Source organism: Clostridium perfringens (genome assembly GCF_016027375.1).
Lineage (GTDB): Bacteria > Bacillota > Clostridia > Clostridiales > Clostridiaceae > Sarcina > Sarcina perfringens.
The window spans coordinates 2,555,674-2,579,892 of the sequence record NZ_CP065681.1; the positions used below are offsets into that span (position 1 = coordinate 2,555,674).

Below are 24,219 nucleotides of genomic sequence, written 5' to 3' on the forward strand. Positions count from 1 at the left end.
AATTATTCCATCTTCTTTTATAAATCTATTCATATGTTAAATTATATTTCCCTTGTTTCATTCTTTAAGAATTCTTTTTCCTCTTCATCTAAATATGGTGATAATAAATCATAAACCTTTTTATGATAATTACTTAGCCAAGCCTTTTCCTCTTCATTTAATAAACTTATATCTAATCCTTCTAAATCTATTGGACAAAGTGAAATAGTATCAAACTTATAAAATTCTCCAAACTCTTCTGAATAAGTATCTTTAACAACTACCATTGTATTCTCTGTTCTTATTCCATGTTTTCCTTCTCTATAAACTCCAGGTTCATTAGTTATGATCATTCCTGGCTCTAAGGCAACCTTATTTGGTACTGGACTTATGCTTTGTGGTCCTTCATGAACATTTAAGAAAAATCCAACTCCATGACCTGTTCCACATTTATAATCAATTCCTTCATTCCATAATGGCTCTCTAGCTTTTATATCAAGGGCTGATCCAGTAGCTCCCTTTAAGAACTTAGCTCTCATAAGGCCTATATGTCCTTTTAAAACTAAAGTATAATCTTTTCTCTCTTCCTCAGTTAATTCTCCTAAAACAAAAGTTCTTGTTATATCTGTAGTTCCATCTAGGTATTGTCCACCTGAATCTATTAATAAAAATCCTCTTGGTTCTAAAGTGTAATCACTCTCTGGAGTTGCTGAATAATGCATCATAGCACCATGTTCTTTATGCCCTGCTATGGTTTCAAAACTAATTCCTTTAAATAACTTATCTAAACTTCTAAGCTCTTCTAACTTATCTGAAGCTGATATTTCACTTATTTCTATCTTTCCAATGTTATCCTTAAGCCATTTCATAAACTTAACCATGGCTACTCCATCTCTAACTTGACACTTTCTTAAGTTATCTAATTCAACTTCATTCTTAATAGCCTTAAACTTAGTTGTTATGTTTCCAAATTCCACAATATTATTTTTATTCTTAATGCACTCGTATAAATAAGCACTTATCTTATTTGGATCAATTAAAATCTTTCCTTCTAAATTACTAATATCCTCTCCAATTTTCTCATATGATTTTAAAGTAACCCCTTCATTTAAAATTTCTTCATCCATTTTAGAAATGAACTTTGATTTATCTACATAAAGATATGCTTCATTTTCTTTAACTAAGGCATAGCTTAAAACTACAGGATTGCATTTAACATCATTTCCTCTAATATTATAAAGCCAAGCTATGTCATCTAAAGAAGCTATAATATAATTATTAGCGCCTAGTTTTTTCATTTCCTCTCTAACTTCTCTTAATTTTTCTCTCGCACTTTTTCCACAGTACTTAACTTCATGTAAAAATGCCTTTTCCTTAGGAAGAGATGGTCTCTCTTTCCAAACCTCATCTAAAAGGTCCTCATCTATTTTTATATTAAGATTATTTTCTTTCTCTAATTTTTTAAAATCTTTATATTCTCCTACTGAAAATACCTTTCCATCAAAAGCAATAGTTTCTCCTGCCTTTGCATTTTCTTTAAGCCATTCTAATAAGCTTGGCCATCCTGGAATTCTCATTTTAAACATTTCAATTCCAGAACCCTTTAACTCCTCTAAAGCTTGTATGAAATATCTACCGTCAGTCCACAAAATAGCATTTTCTAAACCGACAAGTAAAGTTCCTGCTGATCCTGTAAAACCTGACATATATGCTCTACCCCTGTAATGTTCGCATACATATTCACTTTGATGAGCATCTTCACTAGGAATTATATAATAGTCAATTCCTTTATACTTCATAATTTTTCTTAATTTTTCTAATCTTTCAGTCACCTTCATAATTATAGCCCCCTATTTTTTAATCTAAATTGTAATTTGATTTAACTTTTCAAACCTCAATTTAATTTTCTGCTTTCAATAATAGTAACACAAAAATATTCTCCTAAAAATACCAATTAATAAAAATTAATTAACTTTATAAGTATAACTTATTAATGTTATTAATAAGTTTTCTTAAAAAATTACATAATCCCTTATAAAATTACAATATAAAACATATATATTGGCTACATTATGAAAAAATTGTAAATATACCTTTAAAAAAGGAATTATCTTATGTAAATCAATTATTTTTTTATTATAATGTAAGCATATTACATTTATTTTAATGTTTATAAAAAATAGATAAGAGAGATTCTTTATGAGAAAATTTTTAAAATCTGCTATAGAGTATTTAGCAAAAGATCTTGACTTGGATAAAGAATTATTAGAGCAAATTCAATATGTTGTAATTGTATTGACCTTTGAATTTATTAAATGTATTTCTGTAATTCTAATTGCTGGAATACTTGGATATTTCAAAGAGAGCTTAATAGTAATTCTTAGCATGTGCTTTATAAAGCCATTTATTGGTGGATATCATGAAGATAGCCAATTAAAATGTTTTATTGCAACATTAATTATTACAACAAGTATAATCATGCTTGTTACTTTTAACAAGCTAAATCTATTTAGCATTGTTATTTTAAATTTGTTTAGTATTTTTAGTATTTATAATAAAGCTCCAGTAATAGATAGTAGATTTCCATTGACTAAAGAACATTTAATTAAAAAAAATAAAATATTAAGTGTTACAAACTCAAGTATTCTTTTTTTAATAACCTTAATATTTTTCAAAATTTCATGGATTTCTCAAACAATAACGTGGACTTTATTAATACAAACATTACTATTATTTAATAAGTATAAAAGGGAGGATTCTTAAAATGAGAAAATCAATATTATCAATGTTAGCATTATTAACTACATTAACTATCAACGCTTCAACTACTTCTTTTGCTACTATAGGATTAGAAGAAATGCCTGAGTCTATGAAAAAATCTAGATAAAAATGAATAAAACTATATTTTTAGCTGATACGATAAACACTTTTTTACAATGTGTATTATTTATAAGCACAATAAATTTATGTAGTAAAGAAGATTGCAAAAAACCAAAGTCAAAGATGTTATTTTATATATTTCTTTTGTGGACAATGATATCACTAACAACTTTTTTTATGGGAAATTCCAGTGTTGCAACATTAATTCTTCATTTAGTAATGTTAATCATTGGAGGTCTAATATATAAAGATGATTTTTTAGCTGCTGCTATTGGATTTAGTTTGATTTATTCATTCATTGTTATAACCTTAATAATTTCATCTTTTCTATATAATATCTTATCCCAAAATATATCATTAATAAATAAAAGTAATATATTTTTCATAACTATAATGTATTTTCCACAGTATATACTTGCCTTTTTAGTTTTATATAAAAAGAAAAGTATATACTCACTTTACAAAACCATAAAGTCTAGGAATAGCTCAATTATCTATTTAATACTCTTTACAATAGTACTAGACTTTATAGCTTCATTTAATGCTATTATTAATGCAAAGGATAATCCTATATTTACAGAAATAATATTAACTTTATTATTCATATTTATAATATTTATAATAATATATTTTTCTAATATAGAGAAAAAATCGAAAGAAATTGAACTACTAAATTCAAATTTAGAACAGAATATTAGCTCATTAAGAAAATTAAAACATGATTATGGCTCTCAAATTTCTTATTTATATGGATTACATCTTATGGGGAACTATGAAAAATTAGGAGAATTATTAAAAAACATAATTGATGGTAATGATAATATTATTAATAATATTGTTGTATCTAATGACACTTCAATTATATCAATGATAGTAAATACTATTAATCTAAAAGATATTACTGTATTTATAGATGAAAATGCTGATTTATTAGAAACCAATGTAAACGAATTAGACTTTCAACGTATAGTTTCTAATATATTAAGAAATTCTATTGAAGCTTTAGATGGTAGTGGTTCAATAAAAATTAATACTTATTATAGTTTTAATTATTTTGTGTTAAAAATCCAAAATAATGGTCCTGAAATTCCAGATAAAATATTAAATAAAATATTTGATAGTGGATTTACCACAAAAGAAAATAAAGAAAGTAATAATGGATTTGGACTAGCTATAGTAAAGGAGTTAGTAGAATCATATAATGGAAAAATTCAAGTAAGTAGTACTGATGAATTCACTGAGTTTACAATATACTTACCTACAATAAAATAAGAAAAGAAACAGAGTTCTATCCTCTGTTTCTTTTTAAACTTTATTTTATAATTATATTAAGTTTTTTATTACTTTAATACCTTCTAGGGTTTCATTTTTAATTCCACCTGGAAACTTTTCTTCAGTTTCAAATTCAAACCCTGCCCATCTATATAGCCTAATTGCTTTATAACTCCAAGTCTGAGTTGGTATGTACATATCACAATCTCCTTCAATAGCTATCATAAGTTTAACTCCTTCTGAGATAAGAGCTTTTCCTAATCCTTTTCCTTGATATTCAGGCTTCACAGCAACCCACTCCATAAATGGATGTCTTCTTTCCCCTGTATATCTCCACCAAGCTGTAAATGTAGCAATTTTTTCTCCATTATTATTTTCTATAAATATAGTTCTTCTTTCTAACTCATCTATATGAGGTAAATATTTATTTTTAAAATATTCTTCTCCATCTTTAACATTTTCAAATTCCAGTACAGATTTTTCTATTTCTGCCCAAGCTTTTTCATCACCTTTTTTAAACTTAACAAATCTAAAACCATCTGGTAAAGTTTCATCTTTTAATTCTTTTCCCTTTTCTCTCTTTAAAATTATTTTAAAAAATTCTATACTTTTATCTAACATTCTATCCCCTCCAGATAAACCATATAACCTATTGAAACTTAATTTTTATCCTTATAGATACTCATTAATAAGACTATAAATAATCGCTTATACCTTTCTATATTTAATTTTATCATTAAACTTATAATTTTAATATTACACTACTTTTTTTCATTCTTTATATCTAGATATTAATTGATCCAAAGAAAATAATAATTTAATTAAGTAAATACCTTTTCAACCTAGTATTTGTATATCCACAGAAATCCCTATTAATTTGTAGATATTAATTATAACATTATTGAACTCACTCATAAAAAAGTATGACATATTCTTAATATTGAAACCACTATATATAAAAATTACAATTATGGTGGTTCTTCACTTTATGATACAATATCTTATAATAGTATATGTAGTTAAGTTTTTTAATAAAAATATGGTGATTTATATGTAATACTTTATATGAGCATAATAATTTAGCTACGACTTATTAATTTAATGATTTAAGTTGAAATTAATTAAATAAAAGTAATAAAAGCTGTAATTAATTTGAGGTGTTTTAAATGGATATATGTGTTAGACCTGTATGGGCTGAAATAGATTTAGATATAATAGCAAATAATATGAAAGAAATAAGAAACCTAGTTGGTGAAAAGGAAATAATAGCCGTTGTTAAGGCTAATGCTTATGGTCATGGAGCTTTAGACATAGCTTCCACTCTTTTAGAAAATGGTGCTTCTAGATTGGCAGTAGCTATAATCACAGAGGCTGATGAACTTAGGGATGCTGGAATAACTGCACCTATTATGATTTTAGGTTATACTCCTATAAATTTTGCTGAAAATTTAATCAATAATGAAATTGAACAAACAGTTTATGATGTGGAATATGCTAAGGAATTATCTGACTTTGCCTTAAAGCTTGGCAAAAAAGCTAAAGTACACATTGCAATAGATACAGGAATGGGTAGAATAGGTTTCCTTCCAAATGAAGAGGGATTAAATAAAGTTTTAGAAATCTGCTCTTTACCTGGAGTTGAGGTAATAGGCCTATTTACTCACTTCTCAACATCAGATGAAAAAGATAAAACTTATACTTATGAACAATTTTCAAAATTAACTGCTTTTAATAAAGCTTTAGAAGACAATGGAATACACATTCCTTTAAAACATGCTTCTAATAGTGGGGCTATTATGGATTTACCAGAAACTTATTTAGACGGAGTTAGATGTGGAATTATTTCTTATGGATACTATCCATCTGAAGAAGTAAAAAAAGAAAACTTAAAACTTAAACCAGCACTTACATTAAAAACTAATGTAGCCTTTGTTAAAGAGTTAGATGAAGATATGTATGTAAGCTACGGAAGAACTTATAAAACTGAAAAGAAAAGTAAAATTGCCACTCTTCCAATAGGATATGCTGATGGATACTCAAGACTTCTTAGTGGAAAAGCCAAAGTTATAATAAAGGGGCAATTTGCTAATGTTATAGGAAGAGTTTGTATGGATCAATGTATGATTGATGTAACTCATATAGAAGATGTTAAAATTGGTGATGAGGTAATTCTTTTAGGTGAAGAAAATGGATTAAAATTTGATGCTAATGATATGGCTGAAATTATGGGAACAATAAACTACGAAATACTTTGTATGATCAGCCATAGAGTTCCTAGAATATATAAAAAGAATAATGAAATAGTTAAGGTAAGAAACTATATTTAATAAAAATAGGAGTGTATTAAAAGTTATTTTAATACACTCCCTTAATTTAGTCATTAAAATTTAAATAAACCCTAACCTAATTTAATCATAATTATTTCTAGCACTAATTTATATTTTGTTTTTCCTTATCATTAAACACTATTATCATTCCTAAAATAGCAAACATCACACTAGTGGATGTAACAAAACCATCTGCAGATATCCATGACATAAATGAAGTTAAAAAAACATATATTTCTGAAAAAATTAATCCTAAAATTGGACTTAATAAAATTATAATATACCCCATAAATCCTCTCCTATAATTAAACCTATTTTTCTAAAAATCTATTATTAAACAAGTTTTTTCTTTTTATTATATCTTTAAAATAATTAATTTCTGTTTAAATAAACCTCCCCTATTATATATATGCTCCCTTAAAAAATAAAATTCTAATAAAAAACAAAAGAAGCTGTATAAATATAGTTAAATAAATTAAACTTAATTGTACTTAGCTTTTTAATACAGCTCCTTTTCATATAAAAAATATAATTATTTAATTTTTATTTTATCTTTCAGTTCTTAAAGTTATGGATTCTTTTGAAGAAAGCTCTCCATTATTATATTTTGCTGCAATTTTAAAGTTATATATAGTATGTCTATTTAATCCTTTAAACTTATAGGTAGTCTCATCTTTTCCTAATTCAGCTACTTTTTTACCATCTTTATATAGTACGTATCCTTCTAATCCAAATGAATTTTCAGGTGCGCTCCACTGAACAGTTACATTTTTCTTTGAAATATTAGTTGCTTTAAAATCTCTAACTGGGCTTACTATAACTTCTGAGGAATCAATAGCTTTTAAAGCTTCTTCTATTACAATCTTTAATTCACCTAAAACTTTATCCACATCTACTTTTAATGAATTTTCATCATTTTTAACTCTTTCAGCCTCTAAAATAGCATCTTCTAACTTTATTTTTATTCCTTCAAGATGATCAAATCCTTTAAGTTTTTCTAAAACATCATATGCTCTTTCTATCTCAGAATTTAATTCGTCTTTATTAGGAACTTTTGAAAGTTCAAAATTAGCTTCTGCTTCAGTTAAATCAGAAATAGCCTTATTTATATCCTCTTCATTTGCACCTTCATTGTTTAACACTTCCTTAGCTTTATCTAAAGCTTTTTTAAGTTCTTCTATAGCATTAGGAATATATACTCCTTCTGCATTTTCTAATTTACTTTCTATTGAAGATATTATCTCTTCTAATTGTGCTTTATCAATTACATTAACTGATTCAACGAAAGTATCTATAGCTTCTTTTAAAGTCTTTGTTATATTTCTAATCTCTTCTAAGATTGTAGAACTTTCAAAACCTTCCTCAGCAATTCTTATAGCTTCATTTAAAGCATCTACAGATTCTTGAGAATATTGTCCATTTCCATTTCCCACTACTGCATTTTCTACTTTTTCCTTAGCTAAAAGTACAATTGATTTATATGCAGTTTCAGCACTTACAGCATCATAGTATGAATCTAATGTATTTTTTAACTCCTCATAAGCTGTGTCTATCTCACTTTGTGAAACTTGCTTTTTATTGTAAACTTCTTTAGCCTCATTATTTTCTAACTTTAGCTTTTGAATTTCTGCATTTACTATAGCTTTTTCATTATAGTTCATGCTATTCATAAGACTTGGTAATATTTCATTTAGTAAAATATCAACATCACTTATTAAAGCTGCAAGTTTAGTTCTGTTTATTTGAACAAATCCCTTATAGAATTCATTTAAGGCTGATTTTAAAGTGCTCATAACTTCATTAGCCTCTTTTGAATTTATATCATTTCCTAAAGCTAATTTTGCCTCATCTATAGCATTTCCAAGGGATTCCTTAGCCTCTTCAGTATAGTTTCCAGCCATATCCCCAACTACTGCACTATTATATATATCTTCAACTACTCTTATATAAGAAGCAAGACTTGAAGTAGAATCTCCTTTATAAATTTTGATTTCTCCAATTTTAACATTCTCACTATTAAAATTAAATCTTACAAATCTTCCTATTTTGCCTGACTTTAATATATTAGAATATACAGCTTTATTCTCTTCATTGTTGTTCTCATCAACTATCTTTGTCCATTCTGTTCCATCATTAGAAATCTCTATAGAGTATTTTAATGGAGAATTTCCCTTGCTTACTATATCTATTGCGGATATATCCTTTTCCTTACTTAAATCAAAAGTTACAGACTTTTCCTCTTCTTGTCCTGGAACCCAAAGAGTATTTTCATTTCCATCTCTTAAATTATTTGCTTCAGAATTATTTGAAGTCGTCTCAACCTTAGTCTCATCTTTCATAGCTAGGTTTTCTGGAATTGCAAATACATTTAATTCAGCAGCTGAAGCAAATCCTCCAACCCCTTCTAAAGCTACAAGTTTAACATGAGTTGCCTTTGTACTATTGAATTTTAATGTTTTTAAACTTCCACTATCATCCCAATTTCCTTCAGATATTTTTCTAAAATCATTTCCATCCTCACTTACATGAAGCTCATATTTAGTTATATTTCCATTTTTAGCACCACTTCTTGGTAAGTAAGTAAACTTATTAATTTCGTAACTTCCTCCAAGTTCTAAAGTAATACTTTGTGGTAACTCTTCTACAGGATTATATTTTGTATGCCATATAGTATTTTCCTTTCCATCAATAGCAAACTTAGCTAAGCCTTCATTTCCTACATCAGGATGCTCTGATGTTGCTGTAGCTTTCATATTTCCTTGTGGTAATGCTATGGAAGCTTGCTCAACTTTATTTATAGCCTCTTTGCTCATAGCTTTAATTTCTGCAATAGCTGCCCACGCTAAAGGATATTGTCCACCATCAGCTTTTCCTATAATAGTAGCATGTATTTTACTTATTTCTTTTTTTACAGGAATATTATATGACTTTTTATTATCCTCTGTATTAGAAGTCATATCCAATACTGTTTCTCTATTTCCACTCTCATCTTCAACTTCCACTTTAAATTGGAATCTAAATCCTTCCTTTTCAAAATGAAGCTCTAAGAAATCTACAAAACTATTTCCTTCTAAGTCAATTGTGGCATTAGCTGGCATAGCTCCATTATCACTTATCCAAAGTGAACTTAAATCTCCGTCTGTAATATTAGATAAAGGATTTCCACTTTGAGAGTTAGAACCACTTACATTTTTATTCTCTGCTATATTTACATAGTTAGCTGGTTTTTCTTTTGACATGGCCTTTACTTCTGCAATAGCTGCCCAAGCCCCTGGATGTTGTCCACCTTCTGCTTTTCCTGTCATAGTAACATGAACTTTATTTATTTCTTTTCCTACAGGTATTTTATATGATTTTTCATTATCTTCTTTATTTGAAGTCATATCTAATACAGTTTCTTTATTTCCATTTGCATCTTCTACTTCTACTTTAAATTGGAATCTAAGTCCTGGCTTTTCAAAGTGAAGCTCTAAGAACTCAACATTTTCTGTTCCTTTTAAATCGATAGATGTAGTTGCTGGAGTTTGTCCATTATTACTAACCCAAAGAGAATTTAAATCTCCATCTGTAATATTAGATAATGGTTTTCCATTTTCAGCCTCTGCTCCAGTAACTGGTTTTCCTAAAGCAACGTTAGTATACTCATCTTCCTTTTCTTTTCCTCCATATACCATTATTTCTGCTAATTCTGGTATTTTATATGATGGACTTAATTCTAGATTCACCCCACTTAGTGAAACCTTAACTTTTTGAGCCTTTCCAGTAAAATCAACCTTTTCAATGACTCCCTTACTAGAATAATCCTCAGATTTATCTGATACTGTTTTCCACTGTCCACTTTCATCCATAACTTCTACTTTATATGCTACAGCCCTATCACCAGCCTGATTTCTAAAAGCAAATTCTATTCCATCTACACTTTTAACCCCTTGTAAATCTACAGTTACACTTGCAGGATATCCCTCTTTATCAGCAACCCACATAGTTCCTGTATTTCCATCTGTAATATTAGTTAAAGGATTAGCTTCAGTTTCTCCATGAGTTTCACTACTTACAGGCTTTCCTAAAGCAATATTAACTCTTTCAACTGATTCATTTTCACCTAATATTTTATCCATATTAGTTACTGAATAACTTTCCATGGCTATCTTAGCAAGTTCTCCTAAGTTTTCATTAGAAGCTTCTGTAGGATAAAGCTTATCTGTATCACTCTTCTTGTTTACCCAGTCATACTCCATCTTAAACCAATCTATATTAGGGGCTTTAGCTCCTCCATCTAATTCAGTTTGTAATCCATTTATCCATTTTTCCCATCTAGCATAATAATAATCCTCAGTTAGTCCTGACCATTGTCTATTAGAATAATCTTTAAGACCACCACCGTCAGCATTATTTCTTGAACCCCAAGTTGTTACTAAAGCTCTAGCATTAAATTCAAATAAGTCCTTAGTCCAATCATCAGAGTCCTTAAGCATAGTTCTAGCATCTTCAATCCAATTTCCTATTAAGAATTCAGGTCTAGTTGATAATACTCTCTCTTGAAGCTTTATAAGTTCTAAAAACTTTCCTGAAACGAATTTAAATTTCTCTCCATTTCCATTATTATAAGCATTACACATAACCTCATAATATTCTTGAGCTGAGTTAGCTAATAATTGTTTTAATATATCAGCAAAGTCATAAAGGAATGCATCACTATCTTTGAATTCATCATAGTTCTTTGCAAATATTTCAATAGCTTTTTCAAATTCACTCTTATCATAAACTATTTTTGAATGTCCCCAAGTTGAAGCACTTTTTATTCCAAAGCCTGGTCTTGCATTTATAATAGACTCAGCAGCACCTTGGTAATAATTATTTCTCTTTTTGTAAGCAGTGTCTAATATAATATTCCAAGCCTCTAAAATCTCTTTATTAGTCTTACCATATCTTCTTTCAATATAATCTTCAGTCCATGTTCTAAAGTTTATTTGATCTCTAGTCCAAGCCATGTCAAATAAAAGTTCATACGCTAAAGGATTTGTATTTATAGCCTCTGGTGTAATACCTATACCAACCATATGCTCTGAATTAGCTAAGGCTTTAGGAATTTCTGTTGCAAGTTTTTCTGGTGCTGCATCCATTCCCATTCTTCCTCCAAAGTTATGAAGCATATTCCAAATCCATGGTAAATCCCTTTCCTCTAATCTATTCCAGTCTGGACTTACCTCTGAGAAAAGATCTAATACCATAGCTTGGTCTTTTTTAGTTAATCCTTCTAACTTATTATTACTAGGATTTCCTTGCCAGTTTTGTATAACCCAAACTGCATCATTATCATGCTCTATCATCTTATTTTGAATTATTTCATATATCTTTCCATTATCTAAATCACCAGTATTTCCTCCCTCATGGAATGGATCTACTCCATAGAAGTTAGTTACATCTCCAAACACTTCTTTTTGCTTTTCATAGAAAACATCTGCAACCTTTTGGAAATAATCTACCTCCCCTTCATTTACATATGTTTTAAGCATATCTGGTCTATCAAAGCCACACCATCCCCCTTGAGAAATAGTTTGCGCTTCTGGATTTTTTTCCTTAAAGTCTCTTGGAACCATACCTGAGTATCCTTGAAGAACAGGATTTATTCCAAAACTTTGCATTCTATCATGCATTTTTCTTCCAAGCTCTGCTCTTTGCTCAAACCAATCGTTAGGAAGTGGACCTCCAAATCCTGTCATATTTTGCATATAGAACCAAGCAAAATATGCAGGTCCTGAAATAAATTCTTTAACCTCTTCATCACTATATCCAAATTCATTTAAGGTTCTTCTTAAAACCTCTTCTTGTCCAATTATATCTAAAACTAAGTTAACCCCATTCATAGCACACCAATCTAGGAATTCTTCATATTGATCCCAATCCCAGAAAGACATTGTATAAGAATAGGTACAAAAGTTTAGTGCATATCTATGCTCATATGGAGTATCTATAACTACTCTCTCCCCAACAGAAGGCATCGTTTCAGGCATTTTTAAATTAGATCCCATTATTGGATTGTAACTTACATTACAATAATTTTTTAAATAATAGTTAAATCCTGATGCTAAGGAAACACCATTATTACCTTTTATTAAAACCTTTCCATCTCTTGAATCAGAAACCTCAAAAACATCATTTCCATTTAATTGATCTCTTATTTCAAAAATAAACTTGTCCTTAAATTCTTCTCCTATTACTCTACCAACTAAATTCTTTATTTCATTTAAAGTCTTTTCATTGGCATAGGCACTATCACTATTAAACTTTTCATATTCAGTAGCCCAAGGGGTTTCACTAAAATTACTTGTAGCAATTTTCTTAATTTCCGGTAAACTCTCTCCTGTATTTTTACCAAATACATTTATTTCAGCTATATTCACCCTATCACTATTACTATTTTGAACTACATCAATTCTAATCTTTCCTGCCCTTACATTATCAATGGTATGCACATTACCATTACTATCTGATACATTATCATTATTTTTATATGCTATTTTATTAAAGTTTTCTCCATCTTCTGAAGCATATATATTATATTTATACACAGCTTCATCCTTATTAAATATTTCAATCTTTGATAATTCGTAAATTCCACCTAAGTCAACTTCTATCCATTTATAATCATTTGAAGATTCCCAATAAGTAGATAAATCACCATCTATGGCTAAATCAGCTGTATTACATTCTGTATTTCCCTTTGCAGTTACAGTAACCCCTTCTGTAATTTCAACACCAGTTGATGCCCTTACCTTAATTGCACTTGGATTAACTAATCCAAATACAAAAGTACTTGCTAAAACATAAGCCATTTGCTTTTTAAATTTTTTACTAAACAATTTAAAATCCCCTTCACTATAATATATTCAATAAAACTACTTTTTGTTGTGCTTTACTATTATATTAATATGTTTAGTAAGTTAAAAAAATGTATGTTATTACAAAAAACTAGATGTTCCTACAAAAAATAACTAAATATTTAATTCTAATATTAACCAAAATAAACAAAAAATATTTTTAATCCATAGTACTAAGGATTTTTTTATAAGAACTAAATTTTTAATCACTACCACTTAATTAAAAGTAATAGCAAAAATTAAAGCTTATAGCTAACTTTAAACTTATTAAAATTAGCTACAATTTAAATTAAAATATTTTATTATTTTTTAATTATTGTGGTCCCATATATGGGTTATTTCTAGTTTTATCTTTTCCAAGTTTTCTTGATTCCTTAGAGTATCCTATTTCATTAGCAGTTTCATTTTTCATTTTCTCTACTTCTTTTTTAGTTTTTTGACTAGTCTTTTTGTTATCTTTGCTGTTTTTATTATTTTTATGAGACAAAGTTAAACACTCCTTTCAAATTAAGTTCTTAATTAGTATTTAACTTTAATAACTCATATATCCTTAAAACAACTTTCCAAAACTGCTTACTATTTCCTAAAAACCACTAACACTTTACTTCCTTAAATTCATAATCCTTAGTTACATCATTTACCCATTTTCCACTAATTACCCTATATACACTAGTAAGAGATTTTAATATTTCATCACATTTTATAACTAAGAATACTAAGGCAACTGGAAGTTCTAAAACAAATGCTACAAAAAATCCACCTGGAATAGCAACAAGCCACATAAAAATAAGATCATTTATCAAGACAAACTTAGCATCTCCACCACCTCTAAGTACACCCATCATAAAATTACTTGCAAGAGATTGAAATACTATTATTCCTGAAGTTACAGTCATTATTTCCATAGCTATTAATTTTGTTGAATAAGATACATTATAGAAATTAACCACAAATGGCTTTATAAGTAAAATCATAAGTCCTGATATACATCCCATGACAACACTGAAAATCCCTATACTATAGGCATATTCCTTTGCTTTTTCTTTTTTACCTTCTCCTATGGTATTTCCTATAATTACTGCTGTAGCATTAGACATACCAAATATAAAAACTGTTACAAATTGATGAGCAACTCCATTTATACTATTAGCAGCCACAACCTCTGTTCCCATTCTACCAACTATTACAGATATCATAGAAGCTCCAATTGCCCAAAGTAATTCATTACATAAAACAGGAGTACATAATCCAACATAATCTTTTAAAATCTCTTTATCTAGCTTTAATAAATGTTCTATCTTAAGACCAATCTTTCTTTCATATATAAACATAAACACTAAAACTATTGAAAACTCAGTAATTCTAGCACAGACAGTAGCTATGGCAGCTCCTCTTATTCCAAGTTCGGGAGCACCTAAATTTCCAAATATAAAAATCCAGTTTAATATTGAATTTACCACTAAAGAAGCAGTATAAACTATAATTGATATGCTAACAGTTTTTACTGAACGAAGCATCATTATTGTACAGTTTGTTATGGAATAGAACAAATATCCTATGCACACAATTCTTAAATAACTTGCTCCAAAATCTATAACAGCCTTATCAGTTGTGAAAATTCCCATAAAGTATTTTGGTAAAAATAATGCTATAAATATGAAAATACCAGTTATTAATAAACACACCCTATACATTATGGCCAAAATCTTATGAATTGTTTTAACATTTCCTTTTCCCCAATACTGAGAAATCATAATATTAGATCCTCCAGCTAGTCCAAACATTAAAATTGTAAGTACAAAAAATAAATTATTAGCTATAGAAACTGCTGATAGTTGAATTTCCCCCAAAGCTCCAACCATCAAAGTATCTACCATACTTACCATAAAGGTTATTAAATTTTGTACTGCTATTGGCAAAGCAATACTAAAAAGTAACCTATAAAATCTTTTGTCTCTAGTTATAATCATAATTAGCCCCCTTACTAAAAATATATTCTTATAAAAGTCAATGTACATTATAGCATTCTGTACTAACTTATAATATGTGTTTAAATTTAACAATATATGAATATTAAAGCAATTTTATTAATATTTTTATTTTTAAATTAATTCTTAATTAAAAAAAGCCCTAAGTTTTAAACTTAGAGCTTTAAAATCTAAACTAAACTATCATTTGCATAATAATAATTTCCATTTATAACTTCCATGTCTTTTAATTTTTCAGAATCAATATAAGTTCCTGGTATATAAGTATATTCTATTAGTTTGTTTTTCCCTAGCTTGTCAGAATATTTAGTAAAAGCTAGCATGTACACATCATTTATTTCTGAGGTGTATGTTTTTTCTGGTGCATAAGCATTCATCTCTTTAAAAAAATCGCTTACATCTTGGTATGGAGCTATTAAATAAACCTCATCCCATTCAAAAGCTATATTTTTATTTAAAGAAATTAAGTCTAGCTTTTTATCCTCTTCACCTTCTATAATACTTATAACTTCTTTGTTTAATGACTTATTTTCTCCAACATAGTCATTATGATACAACCCTAGATATACTATAGATATTAAAAATATTATTACTAAAGTTGTAATAGAGATAGCAACCTTTTTCTTCATACAGACCACCTCTCAAAAATAAAATTTCCTTTTAAAAAAGTAAGATATATTTTACTATATCTTACTTTAATTTTACCACATATTACATGGTCATTATATACTTCAAAACAATTTAACATTATAACTACTTTTATAATTAAATTAATCATAATATTTTCAAAGTAAAAACTTATAAGTCACTATTATTTTTACATGTACTTTAAATACAACATATAACTTAAATGTATTTTATCTTAAATCGTATATAATAATTTTATTTTCTTGCTTTTTGTATTTTTACTTTTTTACCCTTTATAGTAACTTCCTTAAAGCTCTTTAAAACTTTATCACCTTTTCCATTTAATATATCAACATAAGAAAAACCATCTTGAACATCTATTATTCCAATATCTTCTCCTGTTAAACCTGGTAAATTACTAAAACATCCAACAATGTCAAAGGCTCTTATTTTCTTTTTCTTTCCGCCATTAACATGTATTTTAACTATATCACCATGAACTTCTTTCTTAGGTTTCTTACTCTCTTTTAATTGAACCTTTTGACTTTCCTTAAATATTTTTCTTCCAGCTTTAACTTCTTCATCAGAAGGAAGACTTGCTTTTCTTATTTCATAGCCAATATATTCTTCAACATTCTCTAAATATTTCTTCTCATAATGATTTACAAAAGTAATAGCCTTTCCTTCTCTTCCTGCTCTACCAGTTCTCCCTATTCTATGAACATAGCTTTCTGTTTCCATTGGAACCTCATAGTTTATAACAAGTTCTATACTATCTACATGAATTCCTCTAGCTGCTATATCAGTACAAACTAATACTTTAAAGTGCTTATCTCTAAAGTTTTCCATAACCTCAATACGCTTCTTTTGCTCCATATCTCCATGAAGTTCATTACAAGTTATTCCCTCATCCTTAAGCATTTTGTAAACAGACTTAACCTTATTTCTTGTATTACAAAATACTATAGCACTCTCTGGATGATAAGCATAAAGGCATTTCCATAAAGCTTTACCCTTATTTTTCTCCTCTATTTCAATTGCACTTTCTTCTATTCTATCTCTATTGAATACTTTTGATTTAACCTCTAAAAGCATAGGATTTCTCATATACTCTTCACATATTTCCTCTATTTCTTTAGAAAATGTAGCAGAAAATAATGCAGTGGTTTTGTTTAATCTTAATTCTCCTAATATGTCCTTTATTTGATCAATAAATCCCATTGAAAGCATTTTATCAGCTTCATCTATAACTACATAGTTAACTTCACTTAAGTCTAAAGTTCCTCTTTCCATATGATCAAATACTCTTCCTGGAGTTCCTACTACTATATGTACTCTTTGTTTAAGCTCTCTAATTTGCTCATTAAAAGGTTGTTTCCCAAATATAGCCGCACATCTAACCTTTTTTATTCTTCCTATATTAGAAAGTTCATCTTTAACTTGAATTGCTAACTCTCTAGTTGGTGTTAAAACTAGACACTGAACCTTTTTTTCTTCAATATTTATCTTTTCACAAAGAGGTATTCCAAAACTTGCAGTTTTACCACTACCAGTTTGAGACTTAACTATTATATCTTCACCCTTTAATAACTTTGGAATAGAAGCTTCCTGAACCTCTGATGGATTTTTATATCCTAAATTATTAAGTGCTTTAATAATATCCTCACTTAAATTTAATTCATTAAATTTCATATATTGTTTTTATCTCCTTTTTTAAAACTTTATTAGTCTTCTTATAGTTATACCATATATTCATTTTTTCTACTAATTTTAATTTTTAAAATCCTAAGAAAATAGGATAATACTACATTTTTCCATATATCATAAAGAGGGAAACAGTTAAAATTCTTAAAATTAAAGAAAATAACATAATACTATGTTTTCTCCTTTATTAACTTATATATTTTAAAATATCTTAATTATAAAGAATTTTCTTTATAATAAAAAAGTGAACACAAACAATATATTTTTTATTGCTTATGTTCACCTTAAACTATCTATCTTTAAGCAAGTATTAAATTTTGTTTAATTCTTTATCTTCACTCTATGACTTTATAAATATAACTTTATAAAATTATAAACTTTATTTTAAAAGTCTAACTACATTTTCAGTTGTTAATTCTAAATTTCTACTTCCTTCTTTTAAAGCTTCATCTAAAGTTGAAACTCCAGTCATTATACTAAATATACTCTTTATACCTATTTCATAAAGGCCTTCTATTCCCTCTCCAACCTTTCCTGAAAAGGCAATTGTAGAAACTCCATTCTCCTTAGCCACAGTAGCAACTCCCATTGGTGTTTTTCCATATATAGTTTGATCATCTATACTTCCTTCACCAGTAAATACAAAGTCTGCTCCCTTTACCTTTTCAGCTAACTCTGTATGTTTTATTACAAGCTCTATACCTCTTTTTAATTCTCCACCTAATAGTAATAAAGCGGCACCTAATCCTCCAGCAGCACCAGAACCTTCTATGTGTGAAACTTCTTTTCCTAGGTCTTTTTTTATTACTGAAGCGTAATGAGCTAGATTACTATCTAATTCTTTAACAATCTCTTTAGTTGCTCCCTTTTGAGGACCAAATACTGCTGAGGCTCCTTTTTCTCCTATTAATGGATTAGTTACATCACAAGCTACTTCTATTGATACTTCCTTTAGTCTTTCATCTAAAGAACTTAAATCAATACTTTCTATATCTTTTAATGCTCCTCCACCAAAGGCTATTTGATTTCCATCCTTGTCTAAAAGTTTTCCACCTAAGGCTTGAAGCATTCCACAACCTCCATCATTAGTGGCACTTCCACCTATTCCTATAACTAAATGTTTTATTCCTTGATCTAATGCAGCCTTTATAAGCTCTCCAGTTCCAAAAGTTGTTGTTATTAAAGGATTTCTTTCTTCTCTCTTAACAAGTTGAATTCCTGAAGCACTAGCCATTTCTATGACAGCAGTCTTTCCATTACCTAAGACTCCATAAAAAGCTTCCACCTTATTTCCTAAAGGTCCAGTAACATTTACTCTTTCTATTCTTCCAAAGGTAGCATGAACTAAGGCTTCTACAGTTCCCTCTCCACCGTCAGCCATTGGAACCTTTATGCATTCTGCATCTTTAAAGACCTTTTTAATTCCTCTTTCCATAGCATTACAGGCTTCCATTGAAGTCATACTTTCCTTGAATGAATCTGGTGCTAATACAAATTTCATCTTTATTTCCTCCTACTAGATTTTATCTTAACCTTTCATTTTAAAATCCACTGTGCTTTTACTAAAAACTCTATTTTAAATCATAATTCTTAAAAGTTAATAAATTTCATACTAAGTTTAAATTAAACCTTACTAAAAATTTTCTTTATTTATTAAATAACTATTTTAATATTATTCCAAATATTATAGTTGATACAATTGTCATTGTTAATCCAACTAAAGATTCATATGGTATAAGTTTAAGTCTCTCTTTCATATCCATTGAAACACTTCCACCAGTAGCGTGAAAGAAGCTTCCATGAGGTAAGTGATCTAAAACTGTAGCCCCAGCATGTATCATAGCTGCTGTAGCAAGTGGTGCCACTCCTAATTGAACAATTGTTGGTCCAAATACTGATGTAGCCACCGCTGTTCCTGAAGTAGTAGAGGCAGTTGCCGCTGACATAAGTATTCCTGAAACTGGAGCTAACATAAAGCTTGGTAATCCTAAAGCATTTATTCCACTTATAATAACGTCCTTTAATCCTGAGTTAGCAATTATTCCTGCTAAAGTACCTGTACCTATTAAAAGTATAGCTACTCCACTCATCTTAGCTAGTCCATATGTTGCATATTTGTTAATATGCTTAATTTTTCCCATAGCTAGTATTCCGCATATACCACCTACTGGTAAAGCTATTAATGGATCTATAGCAATGCCTGCTATTGGTCTTAACATTAATAAGATTATTGCTACTAATGGTCCAACCATGGCTGGTAAAAATCCAGGCATATCTGTTAACTCTTTCATATGTTCATCAGATTCTACTAAAGAACCTTTTTGTTTTATTCTACTTGCTAATATACATGTAATTATAACTCCAAATATAGCTGGTACTATACCTGCTATCATAACATTAGTTAATGAAACTCCTAAATTATCTGCTGCCGCAATGGTATTTGGGTTTGGAGACATTATATTTCCTGCCTTACCTCCACCAACCATAGCTAATAATATAGCTGGTTTACTTAAACCTGATTTGTGAGCTATTGCTAAAGCTATTGGAGATACTGTTATTACTGAAACGTCTACAAAAACTCCAACCATTGTTAAAACCATAGTAGCTATTGCTAAGGCTATAAGAGCTCTTGATTCTCCAATCTTCTCAACTATTGTCTCTGCAATCTTGGCTGCCGCTCCTGATTCAATTAAAACCCCAGCTAGTACCCCTGCTGTAAGTATTCTAAGGATAGAAGGCATCATATTTTTGGCTCCATCCATCATTAAATTAACTGTCCCTGTTAGTCCTGCTCCACCAACAAGTCCACCTATTAAAGCTCCTAATATAAGTCCGTATGCTGGATGAACCTTTTTTATGATAAGAGTGATTGCAATAACTAATGCAATTACTGCACCTAAAGCTGTAACTGTTACATTCACAATAAATTCCTCCTTCTTATTAAACTCATTTATTCTTATTTATATTGACGATTTTCATTGTATAAGTTTTCATATTCAAAATCATTATTTAATATCACTAAAATAAAAAGGTTTTCTTTATGCAAACGCACAAAGAAAACCTTTTTTTATTTTAATTGACTTACTATATATGCAATCAAAAATTGAAATAAATCTAAATAATTATCAAAGCTTAAGCCTGTTATTTCCTCAATTCTCTCTAGTCTATAATTCAATGTATTTCTATGTATATGTAAGGATTCTGCGGTCTTTTTTCTCTCTCCACTATGCTTCATATAAGATATAAAGGTTTCTAATAATTCTTCTCCCATATTTTCCTCTAATATCTTGTTTTTAATAATTTTCCATTCCTCTTCATCTAAAAAATTATCTAAGTAACTAAAAACCTTTACTTTTTTATAATCATAAAAGAACTCATTTTTATATAATTTACTTCCTATATCTACTGCTTCCACTGCCTCATTCATAGATTTTGATATAATTTTATGTTTTGAGCTTAATCCTATCTTAGAATTTGTGTCACTCATAATTTCCTTTAATTCTTTCAACCTCTTAAAGAGCAAATTATTATCTAACAAAATTACAACTATTCTATTTGAAGTTAAATTTATATAGTACTCATCTTCTTTTATGAACCTTTTTATTTTTTTAATTATTTCCTTAAATTGATCTTTCTGAAACTCCAATACAAGTATTATTCTATCTAATGATATATCAATACCTACATTGGCTCCCCTTTGAATAAATTCTAAGTCATAGGCCTCTTTTGAATAAAGCCATTCATAAATAAATTCCTCTTTCAATCTTTCTTTAACTATATGTTTATTCAAAGTGTATTCTTGATTTATTAAAAGTTCAGCAGTAACAGTTACAAGCTGTGTAAATTGCCTAACATTTTTAGGATTTCCTGTTATACCAATAACCCCTATAGCTTTTTCTCTAAAAAATATAGGTGAATTAACTCCAGATTTCACCTTGTCCCCATCTTTAGATATTTCAACCACCTTTTTTACCCTTAAGGCTTCTAAAGCACCATTATGTATCATTCCTATTCTACTTGAATCACCACTACCTATTATTACTCCCTTATGATTCATTATGTTTACATTGTAAGGAATAACCTCCATCATTTTATTAACTATATTTTGAGCCAGTTCCCTATTTAACATTATATTGCGCTAAGTATATCCCCTGCTTAAACTTAGCTCCTCCTCTCTTTGAATCTCCCATAATTACACCTTGGAGTATTCTCTATAAGCTTAGATAAACTGATACTAGCAAAATATTTAAACATTTACAATACTTAAAATAAAAAAGGATATGTATCAAAACTAAATAATAAAACTTATAAAAAATATAATCTATTAATTCTCATAACATAGTTAAAAGTTTTATTAAAAAGTTATTTTGATACATACCATACTATTTTACATATAGTTATTTTCCTACTTGCTATTATTTATTTTCTTAAGGGTAAAATATCCTATAAAGCTAATTTGTATATTTCAAGGATGTCCTCTGTGTTTAATTCTACAAAATGACCTACTGTATGCTCATCATTATCTGTGCATTTTTTAGCCATTTCTTCTAATCTATCTTCACCTATTTCTAACTCTTTTAAAGTTACTGGAAGATTTATTGATTTGAAGAATTCTTCAAGTTTCTTAATTCCTTCTAAGGCAACCTCTTCCTTAGTTTTATCTTCAACTTGAACATCAAATACTCTAGTAGCAAATTGATTGAATCTATCTAAATCATGTTTATAAACAAACTTCATCCAAGCTGGGAATATAACAGCTAATCCTGCTCCGTGAGTAACATCATATATTCCACTTAATTCATGCTCTATATTATGTGATGCCCAATCTGTTTCTCTTCCTGTGCTTAAAAGATTATTATGTGCTATTGTTCCAGCCCACATAACCTCTGCAAAGCTATCATAGTCTTCCTTATTTTTTAATACCTTAGGAACATTATTTATTACTGTTTTCATTGTTCCCTCAATTAATCTATCTATAAGTTCAACATTCTTTGTATTTGTAAAATATCTTTCCATTAAATGTGCTAAAATATCTGCACTTCCAGCTGCTATTTGATATTCTGGTAAAGTAACACATAGCTCTGGATTTAACATTGAAAATTTAGGATATAAAAGTGGTGATCCTGTTGATCTCTTATACCATCCATCTTCATTAGTTATAACAGTTCCTGAGCTTGATTCACTTCCTGCCGCTGGTATTGTTAATACTGTACCTAATGGTAAAGCTTTTTCTATTTTAATATTCTTAGTAAAGAAATCCCATACATCTCCATCATAAGGAACACCAAGAGCTATAGCTTTAGCTGAGTCAATAACACTTCCTCCCCCAACAGCAAGTATAAAATCAACTTTACTATTTTTACAAAGTTCTATTCCCTTTTTAACTAAACTTAATCTAGGATTAGGCTTAACTCCTCCAAGTTCTATTACATGTAATCCTGCTTTATTTAAAGAATCTAAAATTCTATCATATAACCCATTTTTTCTAATACTTCCTCCACCATAATGAAAAAGTACTTTACTAGCTCCTAAGCTTTTAATTTCTTCTCCAACAGAGGATTCAACCCCTCTACCAAAGTTAATTTTAGTAGGATTATAAAAAGTAAAATTATTCATTTAACTCACCCTTTCTCTTTTTTCCATATTATTTAAATTAATTACGTTTACAATATTATATATCACTTTTAATTCTAAGTAAAAGATTATATAAATATATTTTAAAACTCTAATTATGTTTAAAATATGTATATTCACATAAATTTAAAATAAAAACCACCAATATAATAGGAAAATATTGAAATATACATTTTAAAGTATATAATATATTTAAATTATTCTTATGAGAGGTGATTAATTTGATAAATCATAAAGGAACAAAATGCATTTCAACGGAAAGAATAACTCTTAGACCTTTTTGTTATGATGATGCTGAAAATATGTTTAAAAACTGGGTAAACGATCCTGAAGTTACAAAATATCTGTCTTGGACTCCCCATGAAAATTTAAATGTGACTAAGGAATGCTTAGATACTTGGATTAAAGCCTATGAGTCTGATGAAAACTATAACTGGGCAATAACCTTAAAAGAAAATCCAAATGAGGTTATTGGAAGTATTGGTGCAGTATTTATTGATAATTATTTAGAACAAGCTCACATAGGTTATTGTCTTAGCAAAAAATATTGGAATAAGGGAATAGTAAGTGAATCTTTAAAGGAAGTTCTTTCTTATTTATTCCAATGTGGTTTCACAAGAATAGAAGCAATACACCATGTTCTTAATCCTGCTTCTGGACAAGTTATGAAAAAATGTGGCATGAAATTTGAGGGCATACTTAGAAAAGCTAGAAAGGATAATAAAGGTGAATTTTTTGATATAGCTCAATATGCTCTATTAAAAACAGATTTAGAATAAGTACTATAAAATTTCAGTAATACAATTTTTAATCAAACAAAAAAGACAACCCTCCCTCAAAGGTTGCCTTTTCATTATACCTAATTTCCCCCTTGGCAAGCTATACTTACCATTTTCTTTAAGTAATTAGAAGTGTTTCTTTTAATTC

At 28.7% G+C, this 24,219-nt stretch carries 17 protein-coding genes; 5 read left to right on the forward strand and 12 right to left on the reverse strand.

What is annotated here, in order from left to right; all coding sequences use genetic code 11:
* Nucleotides 1-41: 41 nt before the first annotated feature.
* Nucleotides 42-1,817 (reverse strand): aminopeptidase P family protein, encoded by a 1,776-nt coding sequence (locus I6G60_RS12090; protein WP_110034945.1) that lies wholly within the window; start codon nucleotides 1,815-1,817, stop codon nucleotides 42-44.
* A 361-nt stretch (nucleotides 1,818-2,178) separates the two neighbouring features.
* Here I6G60_RS12090 and I6G60_RS12095 point away from each other — a divergent pair, with 361 nt between their 5' ends.
* The 3 genes from I6G60_RS12095 to I6G60_RS15340 all read left to right on the forward strand — a co-directional run bounded on the left by I6G60_RS12095 (nucleotide 2,179) and on the right by I6G60_RS15340 (nucleotide 4,131).
* Complete coding sequence (locus tag I6G60_RS12095; protein ID WP_003455702.1) at nucleotides 2,179-2,742, forward strand: accessory gene regulator AgrB; 564 nt, start codon at nucleotides 2,179-2,181, stop codon at nucleotides 2,740-2,742.
* A 1-nt stretch (nucleotide 2,743) separates the two neighbouring features.
* A complete protein-coding gene (locus tag I6G60_RS15410; RefSeq protein ID WP_003453910.1) occupies nucleotides 2,744-2,866 on the forward strand; it encodes a hypothetical protein in 123 nt (40 codons plus the stop codon).
* 170 nt (nucleotides 2,867-3,036) lie between these two features.
* On the forward strand, nucleotides 3,037-4,131 hold the full coding sequence (locus I6G60_RS15340) for a sensor histidine kinase (protein WP_223932431.1): 1,095 nt from the start codon (nucleotides 3,037-3,039) through the stop codon (nucleotides 4,129-4,131).
* Nucleotides 4,132-4,182: 51 nt separating this feature from the next.
* On the opposite strand, the gene I6G60_RS12105 is transcribed toward I6G60_RS15340, so the two are convergent.
* The gene (locus I6G60_RS12105; protein WP_197925394.1) at nucleotides 4,183-4,752 is read right to left on the reverse strand and encodes a GNAT family N-acetyltransferase; all 570 of its coding nucleotides are present in this window, start codon (nucleotides 4,750-4,752) and stop codon (nucleotides 4,183-4,185) included.
* Nucleotides 4,753-5,297: 545 nt separating this feature from the next.
* On the opposite strand from I6G60_RS12105, the gene alr reads away from it, so the two are divergent.
* Nucleotides 5,298-6,458: an alanine racemase gene (alr, locus tag I6G60_RS12110; RefSeq protein WP_049039845.1), complete on the forward strand. Its 1,161-nt coding sequence runs from the start codon at nucleotides 5,298-5,300 to the stop codon at nucleotides 6,456-6,458.
* Nucleotides 6,459-6,561: 103 nt separating this feature from the next.
* On the opposite strand, the gene I6G60_RS12115 is transcribed toward alr, so the two are convergent.
* From I6G60_RS12115 to I6G60_RS12160, 10 genes are all read right to left on the reverse strand, one after another.
* Nucleotides 6,562-6,747 (reverse strand): hypothetical protein, encoded by a 186-nt coding sequence (locus I6G60_RS12115; RefSeq protein ID WP_049039846.1) that lies wholly within the window; start codon nucleotides 6,745-6,747, stop codon nucleotides 6,562-6,564.
* Between the two features lie 259 nt (nucleotides 6,748-7,006).
* Nucleotides 7,007-13,321 carry an alpha-N-acetylglucosaminidase TIM-barrel domain-containing protein gene (locus tag I6G60_RS12120; RefSeq protein WP_197925396.1) on the reverse strand — a complete coding sequence of 2,105 codons (6,315 nt, stop codon included), beginning with the start codon at nucleotides 13,319-13,321 and terminating at the stop codon, nucleotides 7,007-7,009.
* 331 nt (nucleotides 13,322-13,652) lie between these two features.
* Entirely contained in the window at nucleotides 13,653-13,826 is a 174-nt protein-coding gene (locus tag I6G60_RS12125) for a small, acid-soluble spore protein, alpha/beta type (protein WP_003454088.1), read from the reverse strand.
* Nucleotides 13,827-13,932: 106 nt separating this feature from the next.
* Nucleotides 13,933-15,309 carry an MATE family efflux transporter gene (locus tag I6G60_RS12130; protein WP_011590405.1) on the reverse strand — a complete coding sequence of 459 codons (1,377 nt, stop codon included), beginning with the start codon at nucleotides 15,307-15,309 and terminating at the stop codon, nucleotides 13,933-13,935.
* Nucleotides 15,310-15,497: 188 nt separating this feature from the next.
* Complete coding sequence (locus tag I6G60_RS12135) at nucleotides 15,498-15,956, reverse strand: hypothetical protein (protein WP_111693860.1); 459 nt, start codon at nucleotides 15,954-15,956, stop codon at nucleotides 15,498-15,500.
* Nucleotides 15,957-16,209: 253 nt separating this feature from the next.
* A complete protein-coding gene (locus tag I6G60_RS12140; protein ID WP_139933045.1) occupies nucleotides 16,210-17,646 on the reverse strand; it encodes a DEAD/DEAH box helicase in 1,437 nt (478 codons plus the stop codon).
* A gap of 391 nt (nucleotides 17,647-18,037) precedes the next feature.
* A complete protein-coding gene (locus I6G60_RS12145) occupies nucleotides 18,038-19,159 on the reverse strand; it encodes a glycerate kinase (protein WP_197925397.1) in 1,122 nt (373 codons plus the stop codon).
* 160 nt (nucleotides 19,160-19,319) lie between these two features.
* Nucleotides 19,320-20,579, reverse strand: a complete 1,260-nt coding sequence (locus tag I6G60_RS12150) for a GntP family permease (protein ID WP_197925399.1) — start codon at nucleotides 20,577-20,579, stop codon at nucleotides 19,320-19,322.
* Nucleotides 20,580-20,725: 146 nt separating this feature from the next.
* Nucleotides 20,726-21,787, reverse strand: coding sequence for a CdaR family transcriptional regulator (locus tag I6G60_RS12155; protein WP_003474311.1), 1,062 nt, complete (start codon nucleotides 21,785-21,787; stop codon nucleotides 20,726-20,728).
* A 314-nt stretch (nucleotides 21,788-22,101) separates the two neighbouring features.
* The gene (locus I6G60_RS12160; RefSeq protein ID WP_003449272.1) at nucleotides 22,102-23,274 is read right to left on the reverse strand and encodes an iron-containing alcohol dehydrogenase; all 1,173 of its coding nucleotides are present in this window, start codon (nucleotides 23,272-23,274) and stop codon (nucleotides 22,102-22,104) included.
* A gap of 239 nt (nucleotides 23,275-23,513) precedes the next feature.
* Between I6G60_RS12160 and I6G60_RS12165 the strand changes: the two genes are divergently transcribed.
* On the forward strand, nucleotides 23,514-24,071 hold the full coding sequence (locus I6G60_RS12165) for a GNAT family N-acetyltransferase (protein WP_003477210.1): 558 nt from the start codon (nucleotides 23,514-23,516) through the stop codon (nucleotides 24,069-24,071).
* The last annotated feature ends 148 nt before the right edge of the window (nucleotides 24,072-24,219 follow it).

Coding starts and splice junctions, on each gene's coding strand:
- I6G60_RS12090 (WP_110034945.1), bottom strand. CDS start 1,817: ATGAAGGTGACTGAAAGATTAGAAAAATTAAGAAAAATTATGAAGTAT.
- I6G60_RS12095 (WP_003455702.1), top strand. CDS start 2,179: ATGAGAAAATTTTTAAAATCTGCTATAGAGTATTTAGCAAAAGATCTT.
- I6G60_RS15410 (WP_003453910.1), top strand. CDS start 2,744: ATGAGAAAATCAATATTATCAATGTTAGCATTATTAACTACATTAACT.
- I6G60_RS15340 (WP_223932431.1), top strand. CDS start 3,037: ATGGGAAATTCCAGTGTTGCAACATTAATTCTTCATTTAGTAATGTTA.
- I6G60_RS12105 (WP_197925394.1), bottom strand. CDS start 4,752: ATGTTAGATAAAAGTATAGAATTTTTTAAAATAATTTTAAAGAGAGAA.
- alr (WP_049039845.1), top strand. CDS start 5,298: ATGGATATATGTGTTAGACCTGTATGGGCTGAAATAGATTTAGATATA.
- I6G60_RS12115 (WP_049039846.1), bottom strand. CDS start 6,747: ATGGGGTATATTATAATTTTATTAAGTCCAATTTTAGGATTAATTTTT.
- I6G60_RS12130 (WP_011590405.1), bottom strand. CDS start 15,309: ATGATTATAACTAGAGACAAAAGATTTTATAGGTTACTTTTTAGTATT.
- I6G60_RS12135 (WP_111693860.1), bottom strand. CDS start 15,956: ATGAAGAAAAAGGTTGCTATCTCTATTACAACTTTAGTAATAATATTT.
- I6G60_RS12140 (WP_139933045.1), bottom strand. CDS start 17,646: ATGAAATTTAATGAATTAAATTTAAGTGAGGATATTATTAAAGCACTT.
- I6G60_RS12145 (WP_197925397.1), bottom strand. CDS start 19,159: ATGAAATTTGTATTAGCACCAGATTCATTCAAGGAAAGTATGACTTCA.
- I6G60_RS12155 (WP_003474311.1), bottom strand. CDS start 21,787: ATGTTAAATAGGGAACTGGCTCAAAATATAGTTAATAAAATGATGGAG.
- I6G60_RS12160 (WP_003449272.1), bottom strand. CDS start 23,274: ATGAATAATTTTACTTTTTATAATCCTACTAAAATTAACTTTGGTAGA.